This window comes from Streptomyces araujoniae, from assembly GCF_050871195.1.
GTDB lineage: Bacteria > Actinomycetota > Actinomycetes > Streptomycetales > Streptomycetaceae > Streptomyces > Streptomyces bacillaris.
Genome location: NZ_CP194070.1, coordinates 5,532,568 through 5,552,694, shown reverse-complemented (window position 1 = coordinate 5,552,694; position 20,127 = coordinate 5,532,568). Strand labels below are relative to the sequence as shown.

At 72.7% G+C, this 20,127-nt stretch carries 16 protein-coding genes; 9 read left to right on the top strand and 7 right to left on the bottom strand.

Annotated elements, in window-relative coordinates; genetic code table 11:
- Nucleotides 1–40: 40 nt before the first annotated feature.
- Together meaB and ACQ9ZG_RS24070 are read right to left on the bottom strand one after the other, a co-directional pair.
- Complete coding sequence (gene meaB / locus ACQ9ZG_RS24075; protein ID WP_181398227.1) at nt 41–1,009, bottom strand: methylmalonyl Co-A mutase-associated GTPase MeaB; 969 nt, start codon at nt 1,007–1,009, stop codon at nt 41–43.
- A 36-nt stretch (nt 1,010–1,045) separates the two neighbouring features.
- A complete protein-coding gene (locus tag ACQ9ZG_RS24070) occupies nt 1,046–2,221 on the bottom strand; it encodes an acetyl-CoA C-acetyltransferase (protein WP_028416399.1) in 1,176 nt (391 codons plus the stop codon).
- Between the two features lie 175 nt (nt 2,222–2,396).
- Between ACQ9ZG_RS24070 and mce the strand changes: the two genes are divergently transcribed.
- The 7 genes from mce (at nt 2,397) to ACQ9ZG_RS24035 (ending at nt 12,356) form a co-directional block, all read left to right on the top strand.
- On the top strand, nt 2,397–2,825 hold the full coding sequence (gene mce, locus ACQ9ZG_RS24065; protein WP_028416398.1) for a methylmalonyl-CoA epimerase: 429 nt from the start codon (nt 2,397–2,399) through the stop codon (nt 2,823–2,825).
- Nucleotides 2,826–3,028: 203 nt separating this feature from the next.
- Nucleotides 3,029–6,919, top strand: coding sequence for a polarized growth protein Scy (gene scy, locus ACQ9ZG_RS24060; protein WP_499281218.1), 3,891 nt, complete (start codon nt 3,029–3,031; stop codon nt 6,917–6,919).
- 303 nt (nt 6,920–7,222) lie between these two features.
- The gene (locus ACQ9ZG_RS24055; protein ID WP_018492210.1) at nt 7,223–8,161 is read left to right on the top strand and encodes a coiled-coil domain-containing protein; all 939 of its coding nucleotides are present in this window, start codon (nt 7,223–7,225) and stop codon (nt 8,159–8,161) included.
- Between the two features lie 84 nt (nt 8,162–8,245).
- Nucleotides 8,246–9,310 (top strand): ABC transporter ATP-binding protein, encoded by a 1,065-nt coding sequence (locus ACQ9ZG_RS24050; RefSeq protein ID WP_109914666.1) that lies wholly within the window; start codon nt 8,246–8,248, stop codon nt 9,308–9,310.
- Nucleotides 9,311–9,315: 5 nt separating this feature from the next.
- Nucleotides 9,316–10,095 (top strand): ABC transporter permease, encoded by a 780-nt coding sequence (locus tag ACQ9ZG_RS24045; RefSeq protein WP_028416395.1) that lies wholly within the window; start codon nt 9,316–9,318, stop codon nt 10,093–10,095.
- Nucleotides 10,096–10,353: 258 nt separating this feature from the next.
- Entirely contained in the window at nt 10,354–11,514 is a 1,161-nt protein-coding gene (locus tag ACQ9ZG_RS24040) for an ATP-binding cassette domain-containing protein (RefSeq protein ID WP_109914665.1), read from the top strand.
- Nucleotides 11,511–12,356 carry an ABC transporter permease subunit gene (locus ACQ9ZG_RS24035; protein ID WP_028416393.1) on the top strand — a complete coding sequence of 282 codons (846 nt, stop codon included), beginning with the start codon at nt 11,511–11,513 and terminating at the stop codon, nt 12,354–12,356. Before ACQ9ZG_RS24040 ends, ACQ9ZG_RS24035 begins: the two co-directional genes overlap by 4 nt.
- A gap of 117 nt (nt 12,357–12,473) precedes the next feature.
- On the opposite strand, the gene ACQ9ZG_RS24030 is transcribed toward ACQ9ZG_RS24035, so the two are convergent.
- Nucleotides 12,474–12,803, bottom strand: a complete 330-nt coding sequence (locus ACQ9ZG_RS24030; protein WP_018492205.1) for an Rv1322 family protein — start codon at nt 12,801–12,803, stop codon at nt 12,474–12,476.
- A 236-nt stretch (nt 12,804–13,039) separates the two neighbouring features.
- On the opposite strand from ACQ9ZG_RS24030, the gene ACQ9ZG_RS24025 reads away from it, so the two are divergent.
- Nucleotides 13,040–14,074, top strand: a complete 1,035-nt coding sequence (locus ACQ9ZG_RS24025; RefSeq protein ID WP_109914664.1) for an LLM class flavin-dependent oxidoreductase — start codon at nt 13,040–13,042, stop codon at nt 14,072–14,074.
- 131 nt (nt 14,075–14,205) lie between these two features.
- On the opposite strand, the gene ACQ9ZG_RS24020 is transcribed toward ACQ9ZG_RS24025, so the two are convergent.
- Nucleotides 14,206–14,598: an SCO5389 family protein gene (locus ACQ9ZG_RS24020; protein ID WP_019764131.1), complete on the bottom strand. Its 393-nt coding sequence runs from the start codon at nt 14,596–14,598 to the stop codon at nt 14,206–14,208.
- A gap of 271 nt (nt 14,599–14,869) precedes the next feature.
- Here ACQ9ZG_RS24020 and nucS point away from each other — a divergent pair, with 271 nt between their 5' ends.
- Nucleotides 14,870–15,541 carry an endonuclease NucS gene (gene nucS / locus ACQ9ZG_RS24015; RefSeq protein ID WP_109914667.1) on the top strand — a complete coding sequence of 224 codons (672 nt, stop codon included), beginning with the start codon at nt 14,870–14,872 and terminating at the stop codon, nt 15,539–15,541.
- A gap of 60 nt (nt 15,542–15,601) precedes the next feature.
- Here the strand turns inward: nucS and ACQ9ZG_RS24010 are convergent, their stop codons facing one another.
- From ACQ9ZG_RS24010 to ACQ9ZG_RS24000, 3 genes are all read right to left on the bottom strand, one after another.
- On the bottom strand, nt 15,602–18,124 hold the full coding sequence (locus tag ACQ9ZG_RS24010; protein ID WP_499281217.1) for an ATP-binding protein: 2,523 nt from the start codon (nt 18,122–18,124) through the stop codon (nt 15,602–15,604).
- 404 nt (nt 18,125–18,528) lie between these two features.
- Nucleotides 18,529–18,852 (bottom strand): STAS domain-containing protein, encoded by a 324-nt coding sequence (locus ACQ9ZG_RS24005; RefSeq protein ID WP_018492200.1) that lies wholly within the window; start codon nt 18,850–18,852, stop codon nt 18,529–18,531.
- 238 nt (nt 18,853–19,090) lie between these two features.
- Complete coding sequence (locus ACQ9ZG_RS24000) at nt 19,091–19,939, bottom strand: 3-hydroxyacyl-CoA dehydrogenase family protein (protein WP_018492199.1); 849 nt, start codon at nt 19,937–19,939, stop codon at nt 19,091–19,093.
- Nucleotides 19,940–20,127: the final 188 nt, after the last annotated feature.

Genomic DNA, 20,127 nt, shown 5'->3' with positions numbered 1-20,127 from the left:
GAACACCCGTACGACGCCCCAGCACGCTTTCCTCATACGGTCAGACGTCCCCCGTGACCCCCGCCACCAGCTCGTCCGCCGCCGCGTACGGGTCCAGGTTCCCCGCCACGATGCGCTCGGCCAGGGACTGGAGGCGGCGGTCGCCCCGCAGGTCGGCGATCTTCTCGCGGAGGGTCGTCACCGCGATGGTTTCCACCTCGTGGGCCGCTCGGGCCGTGCGGCGGGCGGCGAGGACGCCGTGCTCCTCCATCCAGGCGCGGTGCTTCTCCAGGGCCTCGACCACCTCGTCGATGCCCTCGTTCCGGGCCGCGACCGTCTTGACGATCGGGGGGCGCCAGTCGCCGGGGGCGCGGGACTCGCCCAGGCCGAGCATGTGGTTCAGCTCGCGGGCGGTGGCGTCGGCGCCGTCGCGGTCGGCCTTGTTGACCACGTAGACGTCGCCGATCTCCAGGATTCCGGCCTTGGCCGCCTGGATGCCGTCGCCCATGCCGGGGGCGAGGAGGACGACGGAGGTGTCGGCCTGGGAGGCGATCTCCACCTCGGACTGGCCGACGCCCACCGTCTCGACCAGGACCACGTCGCAGCCCGCCGCGTCCAGGACACGGATGGCCTGCGGGGCGGACCAGGCGAGGCCGCCCAGGTGGCCGCGGGTGGCCATGGAGCGGATGTAGACGCCGGGGTCGGAGGCGTGGTCCGACATCCGGACCCGGTCGCCCAGCAGGGCGCCGCCGGAGAACGGGGAGGACGGGTCGACGGCCAGGACGCCGACCCGCTTGCCCGCCCGGCGGTAGGCGGAGACCAGGGCGGAGGTGGAGGTGGACTTGCCGACGCCCGGCGAGCCCGTCAGCCCGACGACGTACGCATGACCCGCCAGCGGGGCCAGTGCGGCCATCACCTCGCGCAGCTGCGGGGACGCCCCCTCCACCAGCGAGATCAGCCGGGCCACCGCACGCGGCCTGCCTGCTCGCGCCTGCTCGACCAGCGTGGGGACGTCCACGTCCACGTTCACCGCTCCGTTCTCGCCTTGCCTCGTGTCGTTACGGTGTTACTTGCCCGGGACGCGGATGATCAACGCGTCGCCCTGGCCGCCGCCTCCGCAGAGCGCCGCCGCGCCCGTGCCGCCGCCGCGCCGCTTCAGCTCCAGGGCCAGGTGCAGCACCAGACGGGCGCCGGACATGCCGATCGGGTGGCCGAGCGCGATGGCGCCGCCGTTGACGTTGACCTTGTCCGGGGTGACGCCCAGGTCCTTCATGGACTGGACGGCGACGGCCGCGAACGCCTCGTTGATCTCGATCAGGTCCAGGTCGTCCACGGTCAGGCCGTCCTTCTTCAGGGCGTGCCGGATCGCGTTGGAGGGCTGCGACTGGAGGGAGTTGTCGGGGCCCGCGACGTTGCCGTGGGCGCCGATCTCGGCGATCCACTCCAGGCCCAGCTCCTGCGCCTTGGCCTTGCTCATGACGACGACCGCGGCGGCCCCGTCGGAGATCTGCGAGGAGGTGCCCGCGGTGATCGTGCCGTCCTTGGTGAAGGCCGGGCGCAGCTTGCCGAGGGACTCGGTCGTCGTCTCCGGGCGGATGCCCTCGTCCTGCGAGAAGAGGACCGGGTCGCCCTTGCGCTGCGGGATCTCGACGGGGGTGATCTCGGCCTCGAAGAGCCCGTTCTTCCGGGCGGCGGCGGCCCGCTGGTGGGAGAGGGCGCCGATCTCGTCCTGGGCGGCGCGCTCCAGGCCCAGACGGCCGTTGTGCTTCTCGGTGGACTCGCCCATGGGGATGTTCTCGTACGCGTCGGTGAGACCGTCGTACGCCATCGAGTCGAGCATCTCGATCGCGCCGTACTTGTACCCCTCGCGGGACTTGGGGAGCAGGTGCGGGGCGTTGGTCATGGACTCCTGGCCGCCCGCGACCACGACGTCGAACTCGCCGGCGCGGATGAGCTGGTCGGCCAGGGCGATGGCGTCGAGCCCGGAGAGACAGACCTTGTTGACCGTGAGGGCGGGCACGTTCATCGGGATGCCGGCCTTGACGGCGGCCTGCCGGGCGGGGATCTGGCCCGCGCCCGCCTGGAGCACCTGGCCCATGATCACGTACTGGACCTGGTCGCCGCCGATCCCGGCCCGGTCCAGCGCGGCCTTGATCGCGACCCCGCCGAGGTCGGCCGCGGAGAAGCTCTTGAGCGAGCCGAGGAGACGGCCCATGGGCGTCCGGGCGCCCGCGACGATCACTGAGGTGGTGGTACCGGTCGTTGCTGGCATGGGCACGGCCCCTTGGGATCGGATGTGAACGAGGGTTTACCTGAATGTACTGAGCGCTCCCGCGCCCGTCATCCGGCTACCGGTGTGACGGCGCGCACGTTGCGTAACCATGGCGGGGGCCGGGGCGCGGAGCCATGCTGAAACCATGCTGACGCGCATCGACCACATCGGAATCGCCTGCTTCGACCTGGACAGGACGGTGGAGTTCTACCGTGCCACGTACGGGTTCGAGGTGTTCCACAGCGAGATCAACGAGGAGCAGGGCGTCCGGGAGGCCATGCTCAGGATCAACGGGACCTCGGACGGCGGGGCCTCCTACCTCCAGCTCCTGGAGCCCACCCGCGAGGACTCCGCCGTGGGCAAGTGGCTGGCAAAGAACGGGGAAGGCGTGCACCACATCGCCTTCGGCACGGCGGATGTGGACGGGGACGCCGCCGACATCCGCGGCAAGGGCGTCCGGGTGCTGTACGACGAGCCCAGGACGGGTTCGATGGGGTCCCGGATCACGTTCCTGCACCCCAAGGACTGCCACGGCGTCCTCACCGAACTGGTCACGAGCAACCCGGAGCACTGACCCGGCGCAGACCCGGCCCGGTAGAGTGGGCGGTTCCGGGCCGGGGCCGGGTCGGGGCCGTACCGCGTCCTCGTCGTTTGTCTGTCACCATTCCCCGAGGACAGTCCGTCGGCGGGCGGTCCTCGTGTGCAGAGTTGCGACCAGGGTTGGGGTCTCCCCCGCTCGAACAGAGTTGAGAGCTCGGGGAAGGATGGGACCGCGCAGTGCGGGGCTACGAAAGCCAGGAGAGCCACCGGGCTGAAGTCGACCATCTCTCGCGGTTCGAAGCCGAGATGGACCGGCTGAAGACCGACCGGGAGAAGGCCGTCCAGCACGCCGAGGACCTCGGCTACCAGGTCGAGGTCCTGCGCGCCAAGCTGCACGAGGCGCGCCGCAGCCTGGCCACCCGTCCCGCCTACGACAGCGCGGACATGGGCTACCAGGCCGAACAGCTGCTGCGGAACGCGCAGATCCAGGCCGAGCAGTTGCGCAGCGACGCCGAGCGCGAGCTGCGCGAGGCGCGCGCCCAGACGCAGCGCATCCTCCAGGAGCACGCCGAGCACCAGGCGCGCCTGCAGGCGGAGTTGCACAACGAGGCCGTCCAGCGCAGGCAGCAGCTCGACCAGGAGCTGGCCGAGCGCCGGCAGACCGTCGAGTCCCACGTCAACGAGAACGTCGCCTGGGCCGAGCAGCTGCGCGCCCGCACCGAGTCGCAGGCCCGCCGGCTGCTGGACGAGTCCCGCGCCGAGGCCGAGCAGGCGCTCGCCGCCGCCCGGGCCGAGGCGGCCCGGCTGGCCGAGGAGACCCGGCAGCGCGTCGGCTCGGACGCCGAGGCGGCCCGGGCCGAGGCGGAAGCGATCCTGCTGCGCGCCCGCAAGGACGCCGAACGGATGCTGGGCGCCGCCTCCGCGCAGGCCCAGGAGGCCACCAGCCACGCGGAGCAGCTGCGCTCCAGCACCACGGCGGAGACCTCGCAGGCCCGCCGGCAGACGGCCGAGCTGAACCGGGCCGCCGAGCAGCGGCTCCAGGAGGCCGAGACCCGGCTGCGCGAATCCCGGCTGGAGGCCGAGAAGGTCCTCGCCGAGGCGAAGGACGCGGCCGCCAAGAAGCTGTCCTCCGCCGAGTCGCAGAACGAACAGCGCACCCGTACGGCCAAGTCGGAGATCGCCCGGCTGGTCGGGGAGGCCACCAAGAGCGCCGAGACGCTCAAGGAGGAGGCCGAGCAGGCCCTCGCCGACGCCCGCGCCGAGGCCGAGCGGCTGGTCGCGGAGGCCGCCGAGAAGGCCCGTACGGCAGCGGCCGAGGACGCGGCGGCCCAGCTCGCCAAGGCCGCCCGGGGCGCCGAGGAGGTCCTCACCAAGGCCTCCGAGGACGCGGAGTCCACCACGAAGGCGGCGCGCGAGGAGGCCGAGCGGATCCGCCGCGAGGCGGAGGCCGAGGCGGACCGGCTGCGCGGCGAGGCGGCCGAGCAGGCCGACGAGCTCAAGGGCGCGGCCAAGGACGACACCAAGGAGTACCGGGCCAAGACGGTCGAGCTCCAGGAGGAGGCCCGTCGGCTGCGCGGCGAGGCCGAGCAGCTGCGCTCCGAGGCAGTGGCGGAAGGCGAGCGGATCCGGGGCGAGGCCCGCCGCGAGGCGGTCCAGCTGCTGGAGGAGGGCGCCCGCAAGGCGGAGGAGCTGCTGACCGAGGCGCGCTCGGACGCCGACGAGCTGCGCACCAAGGCCAACGGCGAGAGCGAGCGCATCCGCGCCGAGGCCGCCGAGCGGGCGGCCGCCCTGCGCAAGCAGGCCGACGAGACGCTGGAGCGCACCCGCGCCGAGGCCGAGAAGCTGCGGGCCGACGCCGAGGAGCAGGCGGAGGCCACCACCGCCGAGGCCGAGCGGGCCGCTGCCGCCCTGCGCGAGGAGACCGAGCGCGCGGTCGAAGCCCGGCAGGCCGAGGCCGCCGATGAGCTGGAGCGGCTGCACACCGAGGCCGAGGCCCGGCTCGCCGCAGCCGAGGAGGCGCTCGGCGAGGCCCGTACGGAGGCGGAGCGGATCCGCCGGGAGACGGCCGAGGAGAGCGAGCGGCAGCGCACCGAGACCGCCGAGCGCGTCCGTACGCTGACCGAGCAGGCCGAGGCGGAGGCCGAGCGGCTGCGGGACGAGGCCGCGGCGGACGCCTCCCAGTCGCGGGCCGAGGGCGAGAACATCGCCGTACGGCTGCGCGGTGAGGCCGCCGCCGAGGCGGAGCGGCTGAAGACCGAGGCGCAGGAGACCGCCGACCGGGTGCGCGCGGAGGCCGCGGCCGCCGCCGAGCGGGTCGGCGCCGAGGCGGCCGAGGCGCTGGAGGCCGCCCAGGAGGAGGCCACGCGCCGCCGCCGGGAGGCCGAGGAGATCCTCGGCGCGGCCCGTACGGAGGCGGGGCAGGAGCGCGAGCGGGCCCGCGAGCAGAGCGAGGAGCTGCTGGCCTCCGCCCGGAAGCGGGTGGAGGAGGCGCAGGCCGAGGCGCAGCGGCTGGTCGAGGAGGCGGACGCGCGGGCCACCGAGCTGGTGGCGGCGGCCGAGCAGACCGCCCAGCAGGTGCGGGACTCCGTGGCCGGGCTCCAGGAGCAGGCCGAGGAGGAGATCGCCGGGCTGCGCTCGACCGCCGAGCATGTCGCGGAGCGCACCCGTACGGAGGCGCAGGAGGAGGCGGACCGGGTCCGTTCCGACGCGCACGCCGAGCGGGACCGGGCCTCCGAGGACGCGAGCCGCATCCGCCGGGAGGCCGACACCGAGGCGGACCGGCTGCGCCGGGAGGCGCACGAGGAGGCCGAGGCGGCGAAGGCGCTGGCCGAGCGTACGGTCTCCGAGGCGATCACGGAGTCCGAGCGGCTGCGCGCGGACACCTCCGAGTACAGCCAGCGGGTGCGTACGGAGGCCTCCGACGCCCTGGCGTCGGCGGAGCAGGACGCGTCGAAGGCGCGGGCCGAGGCCCGGCAGGACGCCAACCGGATCCGTTCGGAGGCGGCGGCCCAGTCGGACCGGCTCGTCGGCGAGGCGACGAGCGAGAGCGAGCGCATCCGCACGGAGGCCGCCCAGTCGTCCGAGCAGCTCGTCGTGGAGGCCACGACCGAGGCCAACCGGCGCCGCAAGGACGCGAACGAGCAGGCCGACCGGCTGCTGGCCGAGGCGACCGAGGAGTCCGAGCGGCTGCGTACGGAGGCGGCCGAGCACCTCGGCTCCGCGCAGGAGCACGCCGCCCGCACCCGCGAGGAGGCCGAACAGCTGCGCGCCGAGGCGGAGTCGGCGGCCGAGGAGCTGGGGTCGCAGGCCCGCCAGGAGGCGGACCGGGTGCTGGACGAGGCGCGCGAGGCGGCGGCCAAGCGCCGGGCGGACGCAGCCGAGCAGGCGGACCAGCTCATCAACAAGGCCCGGGAGGAGGCGCTGCGTACGGCCACCGAGGCGGAGACGCAGGCCGACACCATGGTCGGCGCGGCCCGCAAGGAGGCCCAGCGGATCACCTCCGAGGCGACCGTCGAGGGCAACTCCCTGGTGGAGCGGGCCCGTACGGACGCCGACGAACTGCTGGTGGGCGCCCGGCGCGACGCGACCCAGATCCGGGAGCGGGCCGAGGCGCAGCGGGCCCGGCTGGAGAGCGAGATCGAGGAGCTGCACGAGCGGGCCCGCCGGGAGACGTCCGAGCAGATGAAGACCGCCGGCGAGCGGGTCGACCATCTGATGAAGGCGGCGACCGAGCAGCGCGACGAGGCCGAGGCGAAGGCCAAGGAGCTGCTGGCGGAGGCCAATTCGGAGGCGAGCAAGGTCCGGATCGCCGCGGTGAAGCGGGCCGAGTCGCTGCTCAAGGAGGCCGAGACCAAGAAGGCCGAGCTGGTCCGCGAGGCGGAGAAGCTGCGGGCCGACGCGGCGGCCGAGGCCGAGAAGACGGTCGCCGAGGGCAAACGCGAGCTGGATGTCCTGGTGCGCAGGCGCGAGGACATCAATACGGAGATCTCCCGTGTCCAGGACGTGCTGGAGGCGTTGGAGTCTTTCGAGACTCCCGGCGGGGGCGGCAAGCCCGCGGGCGGATCGGCGGGCGGCAAGGCCCCTGCGGCGGCGGGCACCCGGTCGGGGGGCAAGTCCTCGGAGAGGTGAGCGGCGCCCGTACGGGGAGGTCCGGCGGACGCACGGGGGGAACGCGGTGGAGATGTACGGGGGAGCGCCCGGCACACAGAAGACTTACGGGGGAGAGACAGAGGATGTCCGGGAGGGAGCAGGCGTTCGGGGGCGCGTGCTTCGTCATGGACATTCAACCCTTCGAGTGGCAAGCACTCCGGGGGTCAGCCACTCAAAAGGGGTGTCATTCTCCAGATCAAACCGGCATCTGCACGCTGACACGCCGCTATGGCCCCTAGGATTCCCCTATCACCTCAACCGGTCTCATTCGACAGGAACCCCATGAGTGACCCTTCCTCCCCCTTCGGCTTCGAGCTCGTGCGACGTGGTTACGACCGCGGTCAGGTGGACGACCGCATTACCAAGCTCGTCGCCGACCGTGATAGCGCGCTCGCCCGCATCACGTCTCTGGAAAAGCGCATCGAGGAGCTGCACCTCGAGACGCAGAACGCCCAGGCCCAGGTGAACGACGCGGAGCCGTCGTACGCCGGGCTCGGTGCCCGTGTCGAGAAGATCCTCCGCCTCGCCGAGGAGGAGGCCAAGGACCTGCGTGAGGAGGCCCGTCGGGCCGCCGAGCAGCACCGCGAGCTGGCCGAGTCGGCCGCGCAGCAGGTACGCAACGACGCCGAGTCGTTCGCCGCCGAGCGCAAGGCGAAGGCCGAGGACGAGGGCGTCCGGATCGTCGAGAAGGCCCAGGGCGAGGCGAACACGCTCCGCGCCGACGCCCAGAAGGACGCCCAGCAGAAGCGCGAGGAGGCCGACGCCCTCTTCGAGGAGACCCGCGCCAAGGCCGCGCAGGCCGCCGCCGACTTCGAGACGAACCTCGCCAAGCGGCGCGAGCAGTCGGAGCGCGACCTCGCGTCCCGTCAGGCCAAGGCCGAGAAGCGGCTCGCGGAGATCGAGCACCGCGCCGAGCAGCTCCGCCTGGAGGCCGAGAAGCTCCGCACGGACGCCGAGCGCCGGGCCCGCCAGACGGTGGAGACCGCGCAGCGCCAGGCCGAGGACATCGTGGCCGACGCCAACGCCAAGGCCGACCGGATCCGCAGCGAATCGGAGCGCGAGCTGGCGGCGCTCACCAACCGCCGCGACTCGATCAACGCGCAGCTGACCAACGTCCGCGAGATGCTGGCCACGCTGACCGGTGCCGCGGTGGCCGCCGCCGGCTCGCCGGTGGACGACGAGCCCGCCCAGCGCGGTGTTCCGGCCCAGCAGACCCGCTGACCTCCCCCGCCGCGGTTTCTTCCGTGCGCCCGGCTCCCCCGTTTGTGGGTGGCGCCGGGCGCGCGGGCGTTCTAGCGTGTGCGCATGATCGAGCTTGAGGGACTGACCAAACGATTCGGCAGTAAAGTCGCCGTCGACCAGCTGACATTCCAGGTCAGACCAGGCGTGGTGACAGGGTTTCTGGGGCCGAACGGGGCCGGCAAGTCCACCACGATGCGGATGATGCTCGATCTGGACAACCCGACCAGCGGTACGGTCCGCATCGACGGCAAGCACTACAACGAGTTGCAGGAACCGCTGAAGTACATCGGGGCGTTGCTGGACGCCAAGTCGATGCACGGCGGCCGCAGCGCCTACAACAACCTCCTCTGTCTGGCGCAGAGCAACCGCATCCCGCGCAGCCGGGTGGACGAGGTGCTCGACACCGTCGGTCTGAGCGCGGTCGCGAAGAAGAAGTCCAAGGGCTTCTCCCTCGGCATGGGCCAGCGCCTCGGGATCGCCTCGGCCCTGCTGGGCGACCCCGAGATCCTGATGTTCGACGAGCCGGTCAACGGTCTCGACCCCGAGGGCATCCACTGGATCCGCAACCTGATGAAGGCGCTCGCCGCCGAGGGCCGGACCATCTTCGTCTCCTCGCACCTGATGAGCGAAATGGCGCTGACCGCCGACCACTTGATCGTGATCGGCCAGGGCAGGCTGCTCGCGGACACCTCGATGGCCGACTTCATCCAGGAGAACTCCCGCAGTTACGTACGGCTGCGCTCGCCGCAGCAGGAGCGGCTGCGGGACGTGCTCCACCAGGAGGGCTTCACAGCCGTCGAGGCACAGGGCGGTGCGCTGGAGATCGACGGCGCCACCACCGAGGCGCTCGGCGAGCTGGCCGCCCGCCACCAGGTGGTGCTGCACGAGCTGAGCGCCCAGCGGGCCTCGCTGGAGGAGGCGTTCATGCAGATGACCGCCGGCTCCGTGGAGTACCACGCGCACTCCGGTCCCGGCGGGGCGCTGCCTCCGCCGGGGGCCGCGGCGGCCGGAGCCGCCGGAGCGGTGGGAGCGGGGTGGGGCGAGGGCTGGAACAAGCCGGACTCCGACGCTCCCGGGTCCGCCGCGGGCACCGAAGGTACCACCGGCACCACGAACGAGGGGGCCTGACGACCATGGCTTCGGTACCCGCAGTCCTCAACTCCGAGTGGACCAAGATCCGCACGGTCTCCTCCACCACCTGGACGCTCATCTGCGCGTTCGCCGTCACGGTCGCCATGAGCGCGGCCCTCTGCGCCCTGCTGAACGCGACGTTCGACGACCTCTCGGAGGCCGAGCAGGTCACCTTCGACCCGACGCTGGTCAGCTTCTCCGGGACGGTTCTCGGCCAGCTCGCCATGGTCGTGTTCGGGGTGCTCGTGGTCGGTACGGAGTACAGCTCCGGCATGATCCGCACCTCGCTGGCGGCCGTGCCGCAGCGCGGCACGCTCCTCTTCAGCAAGATCGCCGTGGCCGGTGGCCTGGCCCTCGTGGTCGGCCTGCTCACCAGCTTCGTCTCGTTCTTCCTCGGCCAGGCGCTGCTGGGCGACCGGGGCACCACCCTCGGCGAGGAGAACGTCCTGCGCGCGGTGGTCGGCGCCGGGCTCTACATGGGGCTGATCGCGATCTTCTCCATGGGCGTCGCGGCGATGCTGCGCAGCTCGATGCTCTCGCTCGGCATCCTGATGCCGTTCTTCTTCCTGGTCTCGCAGATCCTGATCGCGGTGCCTTACGCGAAGGACGTCGCCCGGTACTTCCCGGACCAGGCCGGGTCGAAGATCATGCAGGTCGTCCCGGACGCGATGGGCAGTGGCTCCGCTCCGTACGGGCCCTGGGCCGGGCTCGGGATCATGGTCGCCTGGGTGGCGGCCTCGGTGCTCGGCGGCTACCTGGTCCTGAAGAACCGGGACGCGTAGCACCACCGCGCGGCTCTCCGGCAGGCACACGAGCGGCCCGATCGGCCCGTCACGCACGACGCGTGGCGGGCCGTTCCGCGTGAACGGGCCGGGCGAGGTGTGACCGGCGGGCCCCGCTCAAGGCGTGACCGGTCGCTCGCAGCGTGTACGGAACTTGGCCGGAACCGTCAAGGCCTGGTTATCCTCCTAACTCTTACGGGGGGTGTGCGGCCAGGCGGCCCCAGCCCCGACCACAGAGTGAGTCGATGGGGCTGGAGCATGATCGAGGCAGTCGGCCTGACCAAGCGCTACGGCGCGAAGACGGCCGTGGACGACCTTTCCTTCCAGGTACGACCGGGGTTGGTCACCGGCTTCCTCGGCCCCAACGGGTCGGGCAAATCCACCACCATGCGTATGATCCTCGGCCTGGACCGCCCGACGGCCGGCCACGTCACGATCGGCGGCCACCCCTACCGCAGCCTGCCGAACGCCCCCCGCCAGGTGGGCGCCCTGCTCGACGCCAAGGCCGTGCACGGCGGCCGGACCGCCCGTACCCATCTGCTCTCGCTGGCCCAGCTGGCCGGCATCCCGGCCCGGCGGGTCGACGAGGTCCTCGGAGTCGTCGGCCTCCAGAACGTGGCCAAGCGCCGCTCCAGCGGCTTCTCGCTCGGCATGGGGCAGCGGCTCGGCATCGCCGCCGCGCTCCTCGGCGACCCCCAGGTGCTGCTCTTCGACGAGCCGGTCAACGGCCTCGACCCCGAGGGCATCCACTGGGTCCGCAACCTGATGAAGACGCTGGCCGCCGAGGGGCGTACGGTCTTCGTCTCCTCCCACCTCATGAGCGAGATGGCCCTCACCGCCGACCATCTGATCGTGATCGGGCGCGGCCGGCTGCTCTCCGACATGAGCGTCACCGAGTTCATCTCGGCCAACTCCGCCGACTTCGCCCGGGTCCGGGTCCCCGGGGACGCCCCCGAGGGACGCGAGAAGCTCACCTCCTCGCTGATCGAGGCGGGCGGCAGCGTGCTCTCCGAGCCGGACGGGGCCCTGCGCGTCACCGGCCTCCCGCTGCCCCGGATCAGCGATCTGGCGCACGCCGCCGACGTACGGCTCTGGGAGCTCTCACCGCACCGGGCCTCGCTGGAGGAGGCGTACATGCGGATGACGCAGGGCGTGGTGGACTACCGCTCGACGGACGACGCCAAGGCCGGGCTGGTGGAGCTGCCGGAGGCGCCGTACGGGCCCTACGCAGACCCCCTGGCGGGCCGTCACGGGGACGGTCCCGGCCACCGGCCGCCCGAGCCGGCGCAGGCGCCCCAGCAGAACTGGTACGCACCGCCGCCGCCCGGCGAGAACCCGTACGCCAGGCCCGTGACCGCCCCCGAGCCCTCCCCCGCCACCCCGGCCGGGGAGCAGAAGACCAGCGAGGACCCCCGATGACGCCGCAGGCCCACGCGCACCCGCAGCCGGAGCCGGCGCCCGGAGTCCCGGGGTACTACGAGTCGCCCATCCCGATCCGCCGCGCCACGCTCGGTGACGCGGTCGCGTCGGAGTGGACGAAGATCCGTTCCGTCCGCTCCACGATGTGGACCCTGGGCGTGATGATCGTGCTGATGGCGGCGGTCGGGCTGATGTCGGCGCTGCTGGTCACCGCCGCCGACGGCAACATGGGCGGCGTTCCGGTCGTGAGCCTCGGCTTCTTCGGGGTGCTGCTGGGCTCGATCTGCGTGATCACCCTCGGCGTGCTGACCATCGGCTCCGAGTACAGCACCGGCATGATCCGTACGACGCTGACGGCCTGCCCCAGCCGGGCCCGGGTGCTGACGGCGAAGGCGATCGTCTTCTCCCTGGTCACCTTCGTCATCACGACCGTGACGGCCACCGTCGTCGCCGCGTGCCAGACGGTGATCCTGGGCGGCGGCGTCGACCCCGGCGAGGTGTGGCTGCGCGCCACGGTGGGGGTCGGGCTCTACATGGCGGGCCTGGGGCTGGTGTCGCTGGCGATCGGCGCGATCGTCCGGCACTCGGCGGGCGCGATCACGATCATGATCGCCGTGGTGCTGCTGCCGCTGGTCCTCGCGCTCTTCATGTTCGCCGACAGCCTGCGCGGAGTGCAGCGGTTCCTCTTCGAGTACTCGATCCCCAACCAGCTCGCCGGGCTGTACGGAACGGGCGTCACCGAGACCGGCCCGACGGGCTGGGAACCGCTGCTGGTGATGGTGGGGACCGCGGCGGTGGCCATGGGCGCGGCCTTCCTGGCGCTGGAGCAGCGCGACGTCTGACCCGGGGCGACGCCTGCCCTGGCGCGGTGCCCGACGCGGTCGCCGCCATGTCCGGCCCGGCGGTACGTCCAGCCCGGCAGTGCGCCGGCCGATCCGCCGTGCCGCGCCGTCCGTCGCTCAGTGACGGGGGGCGTTCCTGGACCGCTGCACCCGGGTGGTGCGGCGGTCCTTCGCGTTCCAGCAGGCCTTGTGCCAGTGCCTGCGGTCGTCGACGCCGCCGTACTCGGACCAGGCCACCAGATGCGGGACGCCGGAGGGGATCTCCTGGTCGCAGCCGGGGCAGCGGTACCGCTTGCCCTGGGCGCTCGCACCGCTCACCGGGCGCACCGACCACTCCTCGCCCTGCCAGCTCTCGGTCGCCCCACCCCCGCCGTACCGCCCCGGTGCCGTACCGGGATGTTCGTCGGGACGGTCGCCGCCACGGGGGCGGTTGCGGCGCGGGGACACGGGACACCTCACGGGGGCGGTTCGGGCACGGTGTGTTCCCAAGCCTAGAGGCTGCCGCCGGGGCCGTGGGGTGGGCGTGGCGGGGGGCACGATCGGGCACGGGTGGGCACGATCGGCGCACGGGAGTGAGTTAGCGGAAAATCGCAAGAACTTCGGGCCGGACCGTGCCTTTGGCACGTGTCAGACGTTGTTGCCAGTGGGGGAGACACGCGTCGGCCGCGAGGAGGCAACACGCGATGCGCATCGGAACGTTCGTTCTGGCAGCTCAGTTCCCGGGCCAGGGGCCGGGCGAGGCCCTGCACCGGGCCGTCCGGTCCGCCGAGGCGGCGGAGGAGTCCGGGCTCGACTCGGTCTGGCTGGCCGAGCACCACTTCGTGCCGTACGGGGTCTGCCCGTCCGCCACCACGCTGGCCGCGCTGCTGCTCGGCCGGACGCGCCGGATCCGGGTCGGCACGGCGGTCAGCGTGCTGCCCAACCACCACCCGGTCGCCCTCGCCGAGCAGGCCGCCCTGCTCCATCTGACCAGCGGCGGACGGTTCTCGCTCGGCGTGGGCCGGGGCGGTCCCTGGGTGGACCTGGAGGTCTTCGGGGGCGGTCTCGACGCGTACGAGAACGGCTTCCCCGAGTCGCTGGGGCTGCTGCTCGACTGGCTGCGGAAGCCGCGCGTCGCCGGGCGCGGGGAGCGGTTCGGCTTCCGCGAGGTGGCGGTGGTGCCGCGGGCGGACGAGATGCTGGCCGACGGTGCGGCGCAGGGGCCCGAGGTGATCGTGGCGTGCACCTCGCCGAAGACGGTGCGGCTGGCGGCGGGCCGGGGGCTGCCGATGCTGCTGGGCATGCACTGCGGGGACGAGGAGAAGGCGGAGATGGTCGCCCTGTGGCGGACGGCGGCCCGGGAGGCCGGTCAGCCGCCGGAGGTCGTCGAGGGGGCCGCCCATGTCTCCGCCGGGGTGGCCCAGATCGAGGACGGGCCGGGGGCGGCGACGGAGACGCTGGTCAAGACGATGCCCGGCTGGCTGCGCCAGGGGCTGGACGCCCATGTCACGGTGGACGGGCGGCACCGGGTGATGCGGGACCCCGTCGCGTACACGGAGCTGCTCTGCGGGCTGCATCCGGTGGGCCCGCCGCAGGTGGCCGCCGACCGGCTCGCCGCCACCGCCGAGCGGACGGGCATCAGCCGCTTCGCGCTCCTCGTGGAGGGGTCGGGCGATCTCGCCGCGACCGAGGAGAACGTACGGCGCCTGGGCGCGGACGTGCTGCCGCTGCTCACCTGACCCGGGACACCCGTGCATGCGGAACGACCTCGCGCGGAACGTGCGGAACGTGGAACGTGGTGCGGTGGTACGGGAGCTGCCGCCCCGGAGCCAGTTGCACCTCCCGCGGCCCGAAGCGGCAGCAGAAGCGTTCAGCAGTCCCGTAGTTCGGGCGACTGGTTGAGCAACTGGCCCCTCACCGAAGTGAACTTGGCCAGCCGGTCGTCGACCGAGGGGTCCAGCGGGAACACCGCGACGCGGTGGCAGTTCTGGAAGGCGATACGCACTCCGAAGTGCCGCTGGAGCGCGCCGCGTATCGCATCACTCGCGAGCGCGCGCAGCAGCTGACCACGTGCCTGCTCGTCCGGCGGCGGCGTCTGGTTGTCGGCGAACTGACCGCCGTCGACCTTCAGCTGAGCCACCAGCGAGCTGATCATCTCCCACGCGAAAGGCAGGGAGGTCCGGACGCAGTCGACGAAGTCGGCTTCGTCGACCTCGCCTCGCTCGGCCTGTTCCAACAGGGCCGGTGAGACGTCGAGCGACATGGGTTCTCCTCTCGCGACCCCGGACGGTGACCGGGGTCTTACGGGCAGGGAAGAAGGGCGACGACGCAGCGTGCACGGGCGGCGACCTCCTGCATCCACGGTAAGCGCGCAGTCGGGGCCGCACCAGAAGATTGGGAACACAACCGGCCACCAACGAAGGTGCGCAAAGAGGGGCAAGCCCACTGCGCCCCCGGTGGTGAGGAACGAGTGACGGGGGACGACGGGTGGGGAAATCGCGTCGGGGCCCCGTCGTCGAGTAGCGTTGCCGACCATGCGTCTCGTCATCGCCCGTTGCTCCGTCGACTACGCGGGCCGGCTCACAGCCCACCTGCCCTCCGCCCCCCGTCTGATCCTGGTGAAGGCGGACGGCAGCGTCTCGATCCACGCCGACGACCGGGCGTACAAACCGCTCAACTGGATGTCCCCGCCGTGCACCCTGAAAGAGGGCACCGGTGACGAGGCCGGTGTCTGGACCGTGGTGAACAAGGCGGGCGAAAAACTGATCATCACGATGGAGGAGATCCTCCACGACTCCTCGTACGAGCTGGGCGTGGACCCGGGGCTCATCAAGGACGGTGTGGAGGCCCACCTCCAGGAGCTGCTCGCCGACCGGATCGAGATCCTCGGCGAGGGCCACACCCTGATCCGCCGTGAGTACCCCACCGCCATCGGCCCGGTGGACATCCTCTGCCGCGACGCGAACGGCGGCACGGTGGCCGTGGAGCTGAAGCGGCGCGGGGACATCGACGGGGTGGAGCAGCTGACCCGCTATCTGGAACTGCTCAACCGCGACCCGCACCTCGCGCCGGTGAGGGGCGTCTTCGCGGCCCAGGAGATCAAGCCCCAGGCGCGCGTACTGGCGACCGACCGGGGCATCGGCTGTCTGGTGCTCGACTACGACGCGATGCGCGGCATCGAGGACGACAAGCTGCGCCTGTTCTGACCCTCTGGACGTACGTACGGAAGCCGGGTGCTCTGATCAGGGGCACCCGGCTTCCGTGTGTCAGGCCGCCGCTTCGGTGGGATCGCCGTCCTCGGCCGGGGGCTCGCTGCCGGCCGTGGGACTCGCGCTGGCGCTGGCACTGGCACTGGCGGATTCGGCGGGGCCGCTGGCGGAGGTGGAGGTGCTCGGCGTCTCGGTGGGGGTCGTCTCCGACGGGGTCGGCTCCGGCTCGGACTCACTGGGCGTCGGGCTCGGTTCGGTCTCGGACGGCGACGGCCCGGGCGAGGTCCTGGTCGGGCTGGGCGTTCCCGATGTGCTGCTCGGCCCGCTCGACGGATCGCCCGTACCCGGCGACGAGGCGTCCGGCGACGACGGGCCCGGGGAGGGCGAGCCGGAGGTGCTGGGGGTGGCCGGTTCCGAGGCGCTCGGGGTGGCGGAGGTCCCGCCGCCCGGGGTCCCGCCGGTCGGTACGGGGACGTCGCCCGGCTCGTCGTCGGGGAACCCGTCGTCGGGGGTGGATTCCGGGGACGACTGCTCGGTGGTGACGTTGCGGCTGCCCGGCTCCTCGGGGTCGCCCGCGGTGAGGCCGAGGGTGACGACGGTGCCGAGCACGGCGACCAGCAGCGCGCCCGCGCCCGCGGCGGCCAGGTTGCGCCGGGCGCCGCCCAGGATCGCCCGCCCGCCGTGCTTCCCCGGTGCGGCCCCGGGGACCGGGGCCACCACGGTCGGGGCCTCCTCCCCCGGCTGCCGGGCGAGGAACTGGGGCGCCGGGTACGCGGCCGGCGGCGTACCGGACGGAAGCTCCTGGCGTACGACGGGCACCTCGTCGCCCGGCTGGGACCGGACCGGGGGCACGAGCCCGCCGGAGCGGTCCGCGACCAGGGCGAGGGCGCGGCGCCCGGCCACCGCACCGGACTTGTCGGCGAGCGCGCCGCGCATGGAGATCGAGGTCTCCAGCTCCGTGCGGGCCCGGTCGAGGTTGCCCGTACAGAGCGCGAGGACGCCCAACTCATGGTGGAAGTAGGCTTCTTCGGCCACCTCGCCAGCGATCCGGGCAGCCTCCTGGCCGACCCGGAGAGCCTTCTCCCAGGCGCCCCAGCTCAGCCCGGCGGCGAGGGCCGGAGCGGCGCTGCGGGCCAGCAGGACGGCCGCGCTGGCCCGGCCCGCCTCGCCGTCGGGGACCAGGCGGCCCATCGCGGCGACGATGGCGTCGGCCTCGGCGACGGCCCGCTGCGGGGTGACCGAGGGGTGCGAGACCCACCAGGCGTAGTGCTGGGCGGCCGTGAGGGCGTGGGCGGCGGCCTCGTCCGCGTATCCGCCCGCCTCCAGCTGGGCGAGGACACCGGCGGCGAGCCGGTAGCGGGGGCCGGCCGGGGAGAGCAGTCCGCAGTGGGCCAGCTCCCCGAGGGCGGCGTCCGCGTGGGTGTCGCCCACGAGGGCCGGCAGATGGGCCTGGTGGGGCACCTCGCCGCCGAGCGCGACGGTGAAGCGCAGGGTCTCGCGGGCCGCCTCGCTGAGCCGGGAGGCGAGCAGCACGGCGGGCGCGGCCCCTTCACCGAGGCTCGGCAGCGGCACGTCCAGGGTCTCGGGGGTGGGCGCTTCGGAAACCGGAGGCACGTCGTCCGGACGTGGCTCGAAATAGTCGTACTCGTCGAAGGCGGTGGGGTCGGTGTTCAGCCGGTCCCGCTGGCGCAGCAGCGACCCGGCCTGGACGAAGCGGAGGGGCAGCCCCTCGGACTCGAACCAGAGGTCGCCCGCCCAGTTCTTCTCCTCCTCGGTGAGGGGGCGCTCGACGACCTTGGCCAGCAGCTCCAGCGAGGCGGCGCGGCCGAGTCCGGCGAGAAGGACCTCCTCCAGGTGGGCGTCGATGCCGGGGGCGGGGAGGTCGGGCGCGGTGCCGAGGAGGAAGGCGCACTCGGGGGTGGCCTCCAGGAGTTCGTCGAGGGCGGCCCCGCCGATCTCCAGGTCGTCGATGACGACGACGGCACCGATGGAGCGGACGAGGGCGAGCAGCTCCTCGGGGGCCGGGCGGTGGAGCGGGGCGTGGTGGACCGCGTCGAAGAGGCCGTACAGCAGGTCGGTGGCGGTGCGCCGGTGGCCGTTGAGGCGGACGACGCCGTCGGGGGCCAGTCCGGCGCAGTCGGCGGCGACGGCGTCGAGCAGCGCGGTGCGGCCGGATCCGGCCTGGCCGGTGAGGCGGACGCTGCGGCCGCGCGCGAGCAGGCCGACGAGGCGCTCGCGCTCCGCCTGGCGCTCCAGCAGCGGGAGCTGCGGCGCGGGCGGGCCCGCAGGGACGGGAGGCGCGCCGGCCCGCTCGTGGTCGGCCCGCTCGGCGGGGGTGCGGCGGACGGGCGGCTCGGCCTCCGCACCGGGCGGGACGGCCTCCACCTCGCTGCCGTCGACGGGGTTGACCGTCAGCAGGAGGTCACCGGCCGTCAGCCGGACCACACGGGTCTGCTGCGGTGCGTGCTGGCCGAAGTCGGCGGCGCTGGACTCGCGGGACGCCCTGCGACGGCCGTCGGAGCGGCCGGGGTCGTCGGCGTTCTGCCCGTACTCTTCCGGCCCCTGGTGTGTCGGGTCCATCAACAAGTCCCCCAGACGCGTCGCGCTCGGTTCTGCCCCTCCGGCCTCGCACGCCCCGCTGTCGCTTCCGGTCCGGTGTCTGCCACGGGTGGGTGTCATGGGGCAGACGGCCGAACCCTAGACCTTCGCACAGTATCCACGCACGGGCGGGGTGCCGGGCCGTCCGGGACGTCACATTCCGGTGAGGATTGCGCGTCTTCTGCCCTCTCGGCCCGTCCGTACTCCGATGCGCGGCGAACGTGGCCCGGTTTCGACGCGGAGACAACCCGGACACGGCTGCCCGGACACGGCTGCCCGGGTGTGGCTCGTACAGCTGGGATACGGCTCACGGCTCATACGGCTCGTACAGCGCACACGGCCCGTACGGCTCACGCGGCGCGGACGCGGGACCGCTCGGTCGCGGCTCAGACGCGCGGCAGGGAATCGGCGGCGATGCCGCCCTCGATCGCCAGGATGCGGTGCAGCCGGGTGGCCACCAGGAGCCGCTGCATCTGCGGCGGGACTCCGCGCAGCACGAGCCGGCGTCCGGCCCGGCCGGCCCTGCGGTGGGCCCCCATGATGACGCCGAGTCCGGTGGCGTCCCAGGAATTCAGCTCGGTCAGGTCCAGCACCAGATCGCCGGCTCCGTCGTCGACGGCCGAGTGGAGGACCGTACGGGCGTCCGCCGCGCTTCGGACGTCGAGGCGGCCCCCGACGACCAGCTCGGCGTGGTCGCCCCTGATATGCATATGCGCTCCCCTGCGGTTGCTCCGTAGCGAGGTCCGTCTGTCTGCTTCTTCTTTTCCACAACTGACTGCCGCGGCGACGGGGAAGTTGCCGTCTGTAAGCGAACCGATACCGAATTCACTCGGTGGAGTGACGTCGGTTCGCCGGAGACCGGGCCCGGCCGGGTACACTCACCGGCTCCCCCGGCCCCGGCGGCGGTGGGCCTGCGGGGCGGGGAGGGCCGGTGGGGTGCGGCCTCGGTCAGTACGTGTAGAAGCCCTGCCCGCTCTTGCGGCCGATGTCACCTGCGTCGACCATCCGGCGCATCAGCTCGGGGGCGGCGAACTTCTCGTCCTGGGACTCGGTGTAGATGTTGCCGGTGGCGTGGAGCAGGATGTCGACGCCCGTCAGGTCGGCCGTGGCGAGCGGGCCCATGGCGTGGCCGAAGCCGAGCTTGCAGGCGGTGTCGATGTCCTCGGCCGTGGCGACGCCCGACTCGTACAGCTTGGCGGCCTCGACGACGAGCGCCGAGATGAGCCGGGTGGTGACGAAGCCCGCCACATCGCGGTTGACGACGATGCAGGTCTTGCCGACCGACTCCGCGAACTCCCGTGCGGTGGCCAGGGTTTCGTCGCTGGTCTTGTAGCCGCGGACCAGCTCGCAGAGCTGCATCATCGGGACCGGGGAGAAGAAGTGCACGCCGACGACGCGCTCCGGACGCTCCGTCACGGCCGCGATCTTGGTGATCGGGATGGCCGAGGTGTTGGAGGCGAGCACGGTGTGCTCCCCGACGATCTTGTCGAGGGTGCGGAAGATCTCGTGCTTGACCTCCAGCTTCTCGAAGACCGCCTCCACCACCACGTCCACGTCCGCCACGGCGTCCAGGTCGGTGGTCGTGGTGATGCGGGCGAGGGCGGCCTCGGCGTCGGACGCCTCCAGCTTCCCCTTGGCGACGAACTTGTCGTACGAGGCCTTGATGCCGTCCAGGCCGCGGGTCAGCGCCGCGTCGGTGACATCGCGCAGCACGACGTCCCAGCCCGCCTGGGCGGAGACCTGCGCGATCCCGGATCCCATGAGTCCGGCCCCGATGACGGCGAGCTTCCTGGCCACGTTCGCACCCCTTGTCCTCTGTCCGTGCCACGTCCGCGTGCACGGCTTTTCGCAACGGCTCTTCCTATGCTCTCCGGCGGAGATTAGTACCCGCCGGGGGCCCTGGGGCCGTGAAGAGATGCGCGTCACGTCTCGAATGACGGACATCACACCGGGACGCGTCATTCGGCTCCGCGCCACGCGTAGTT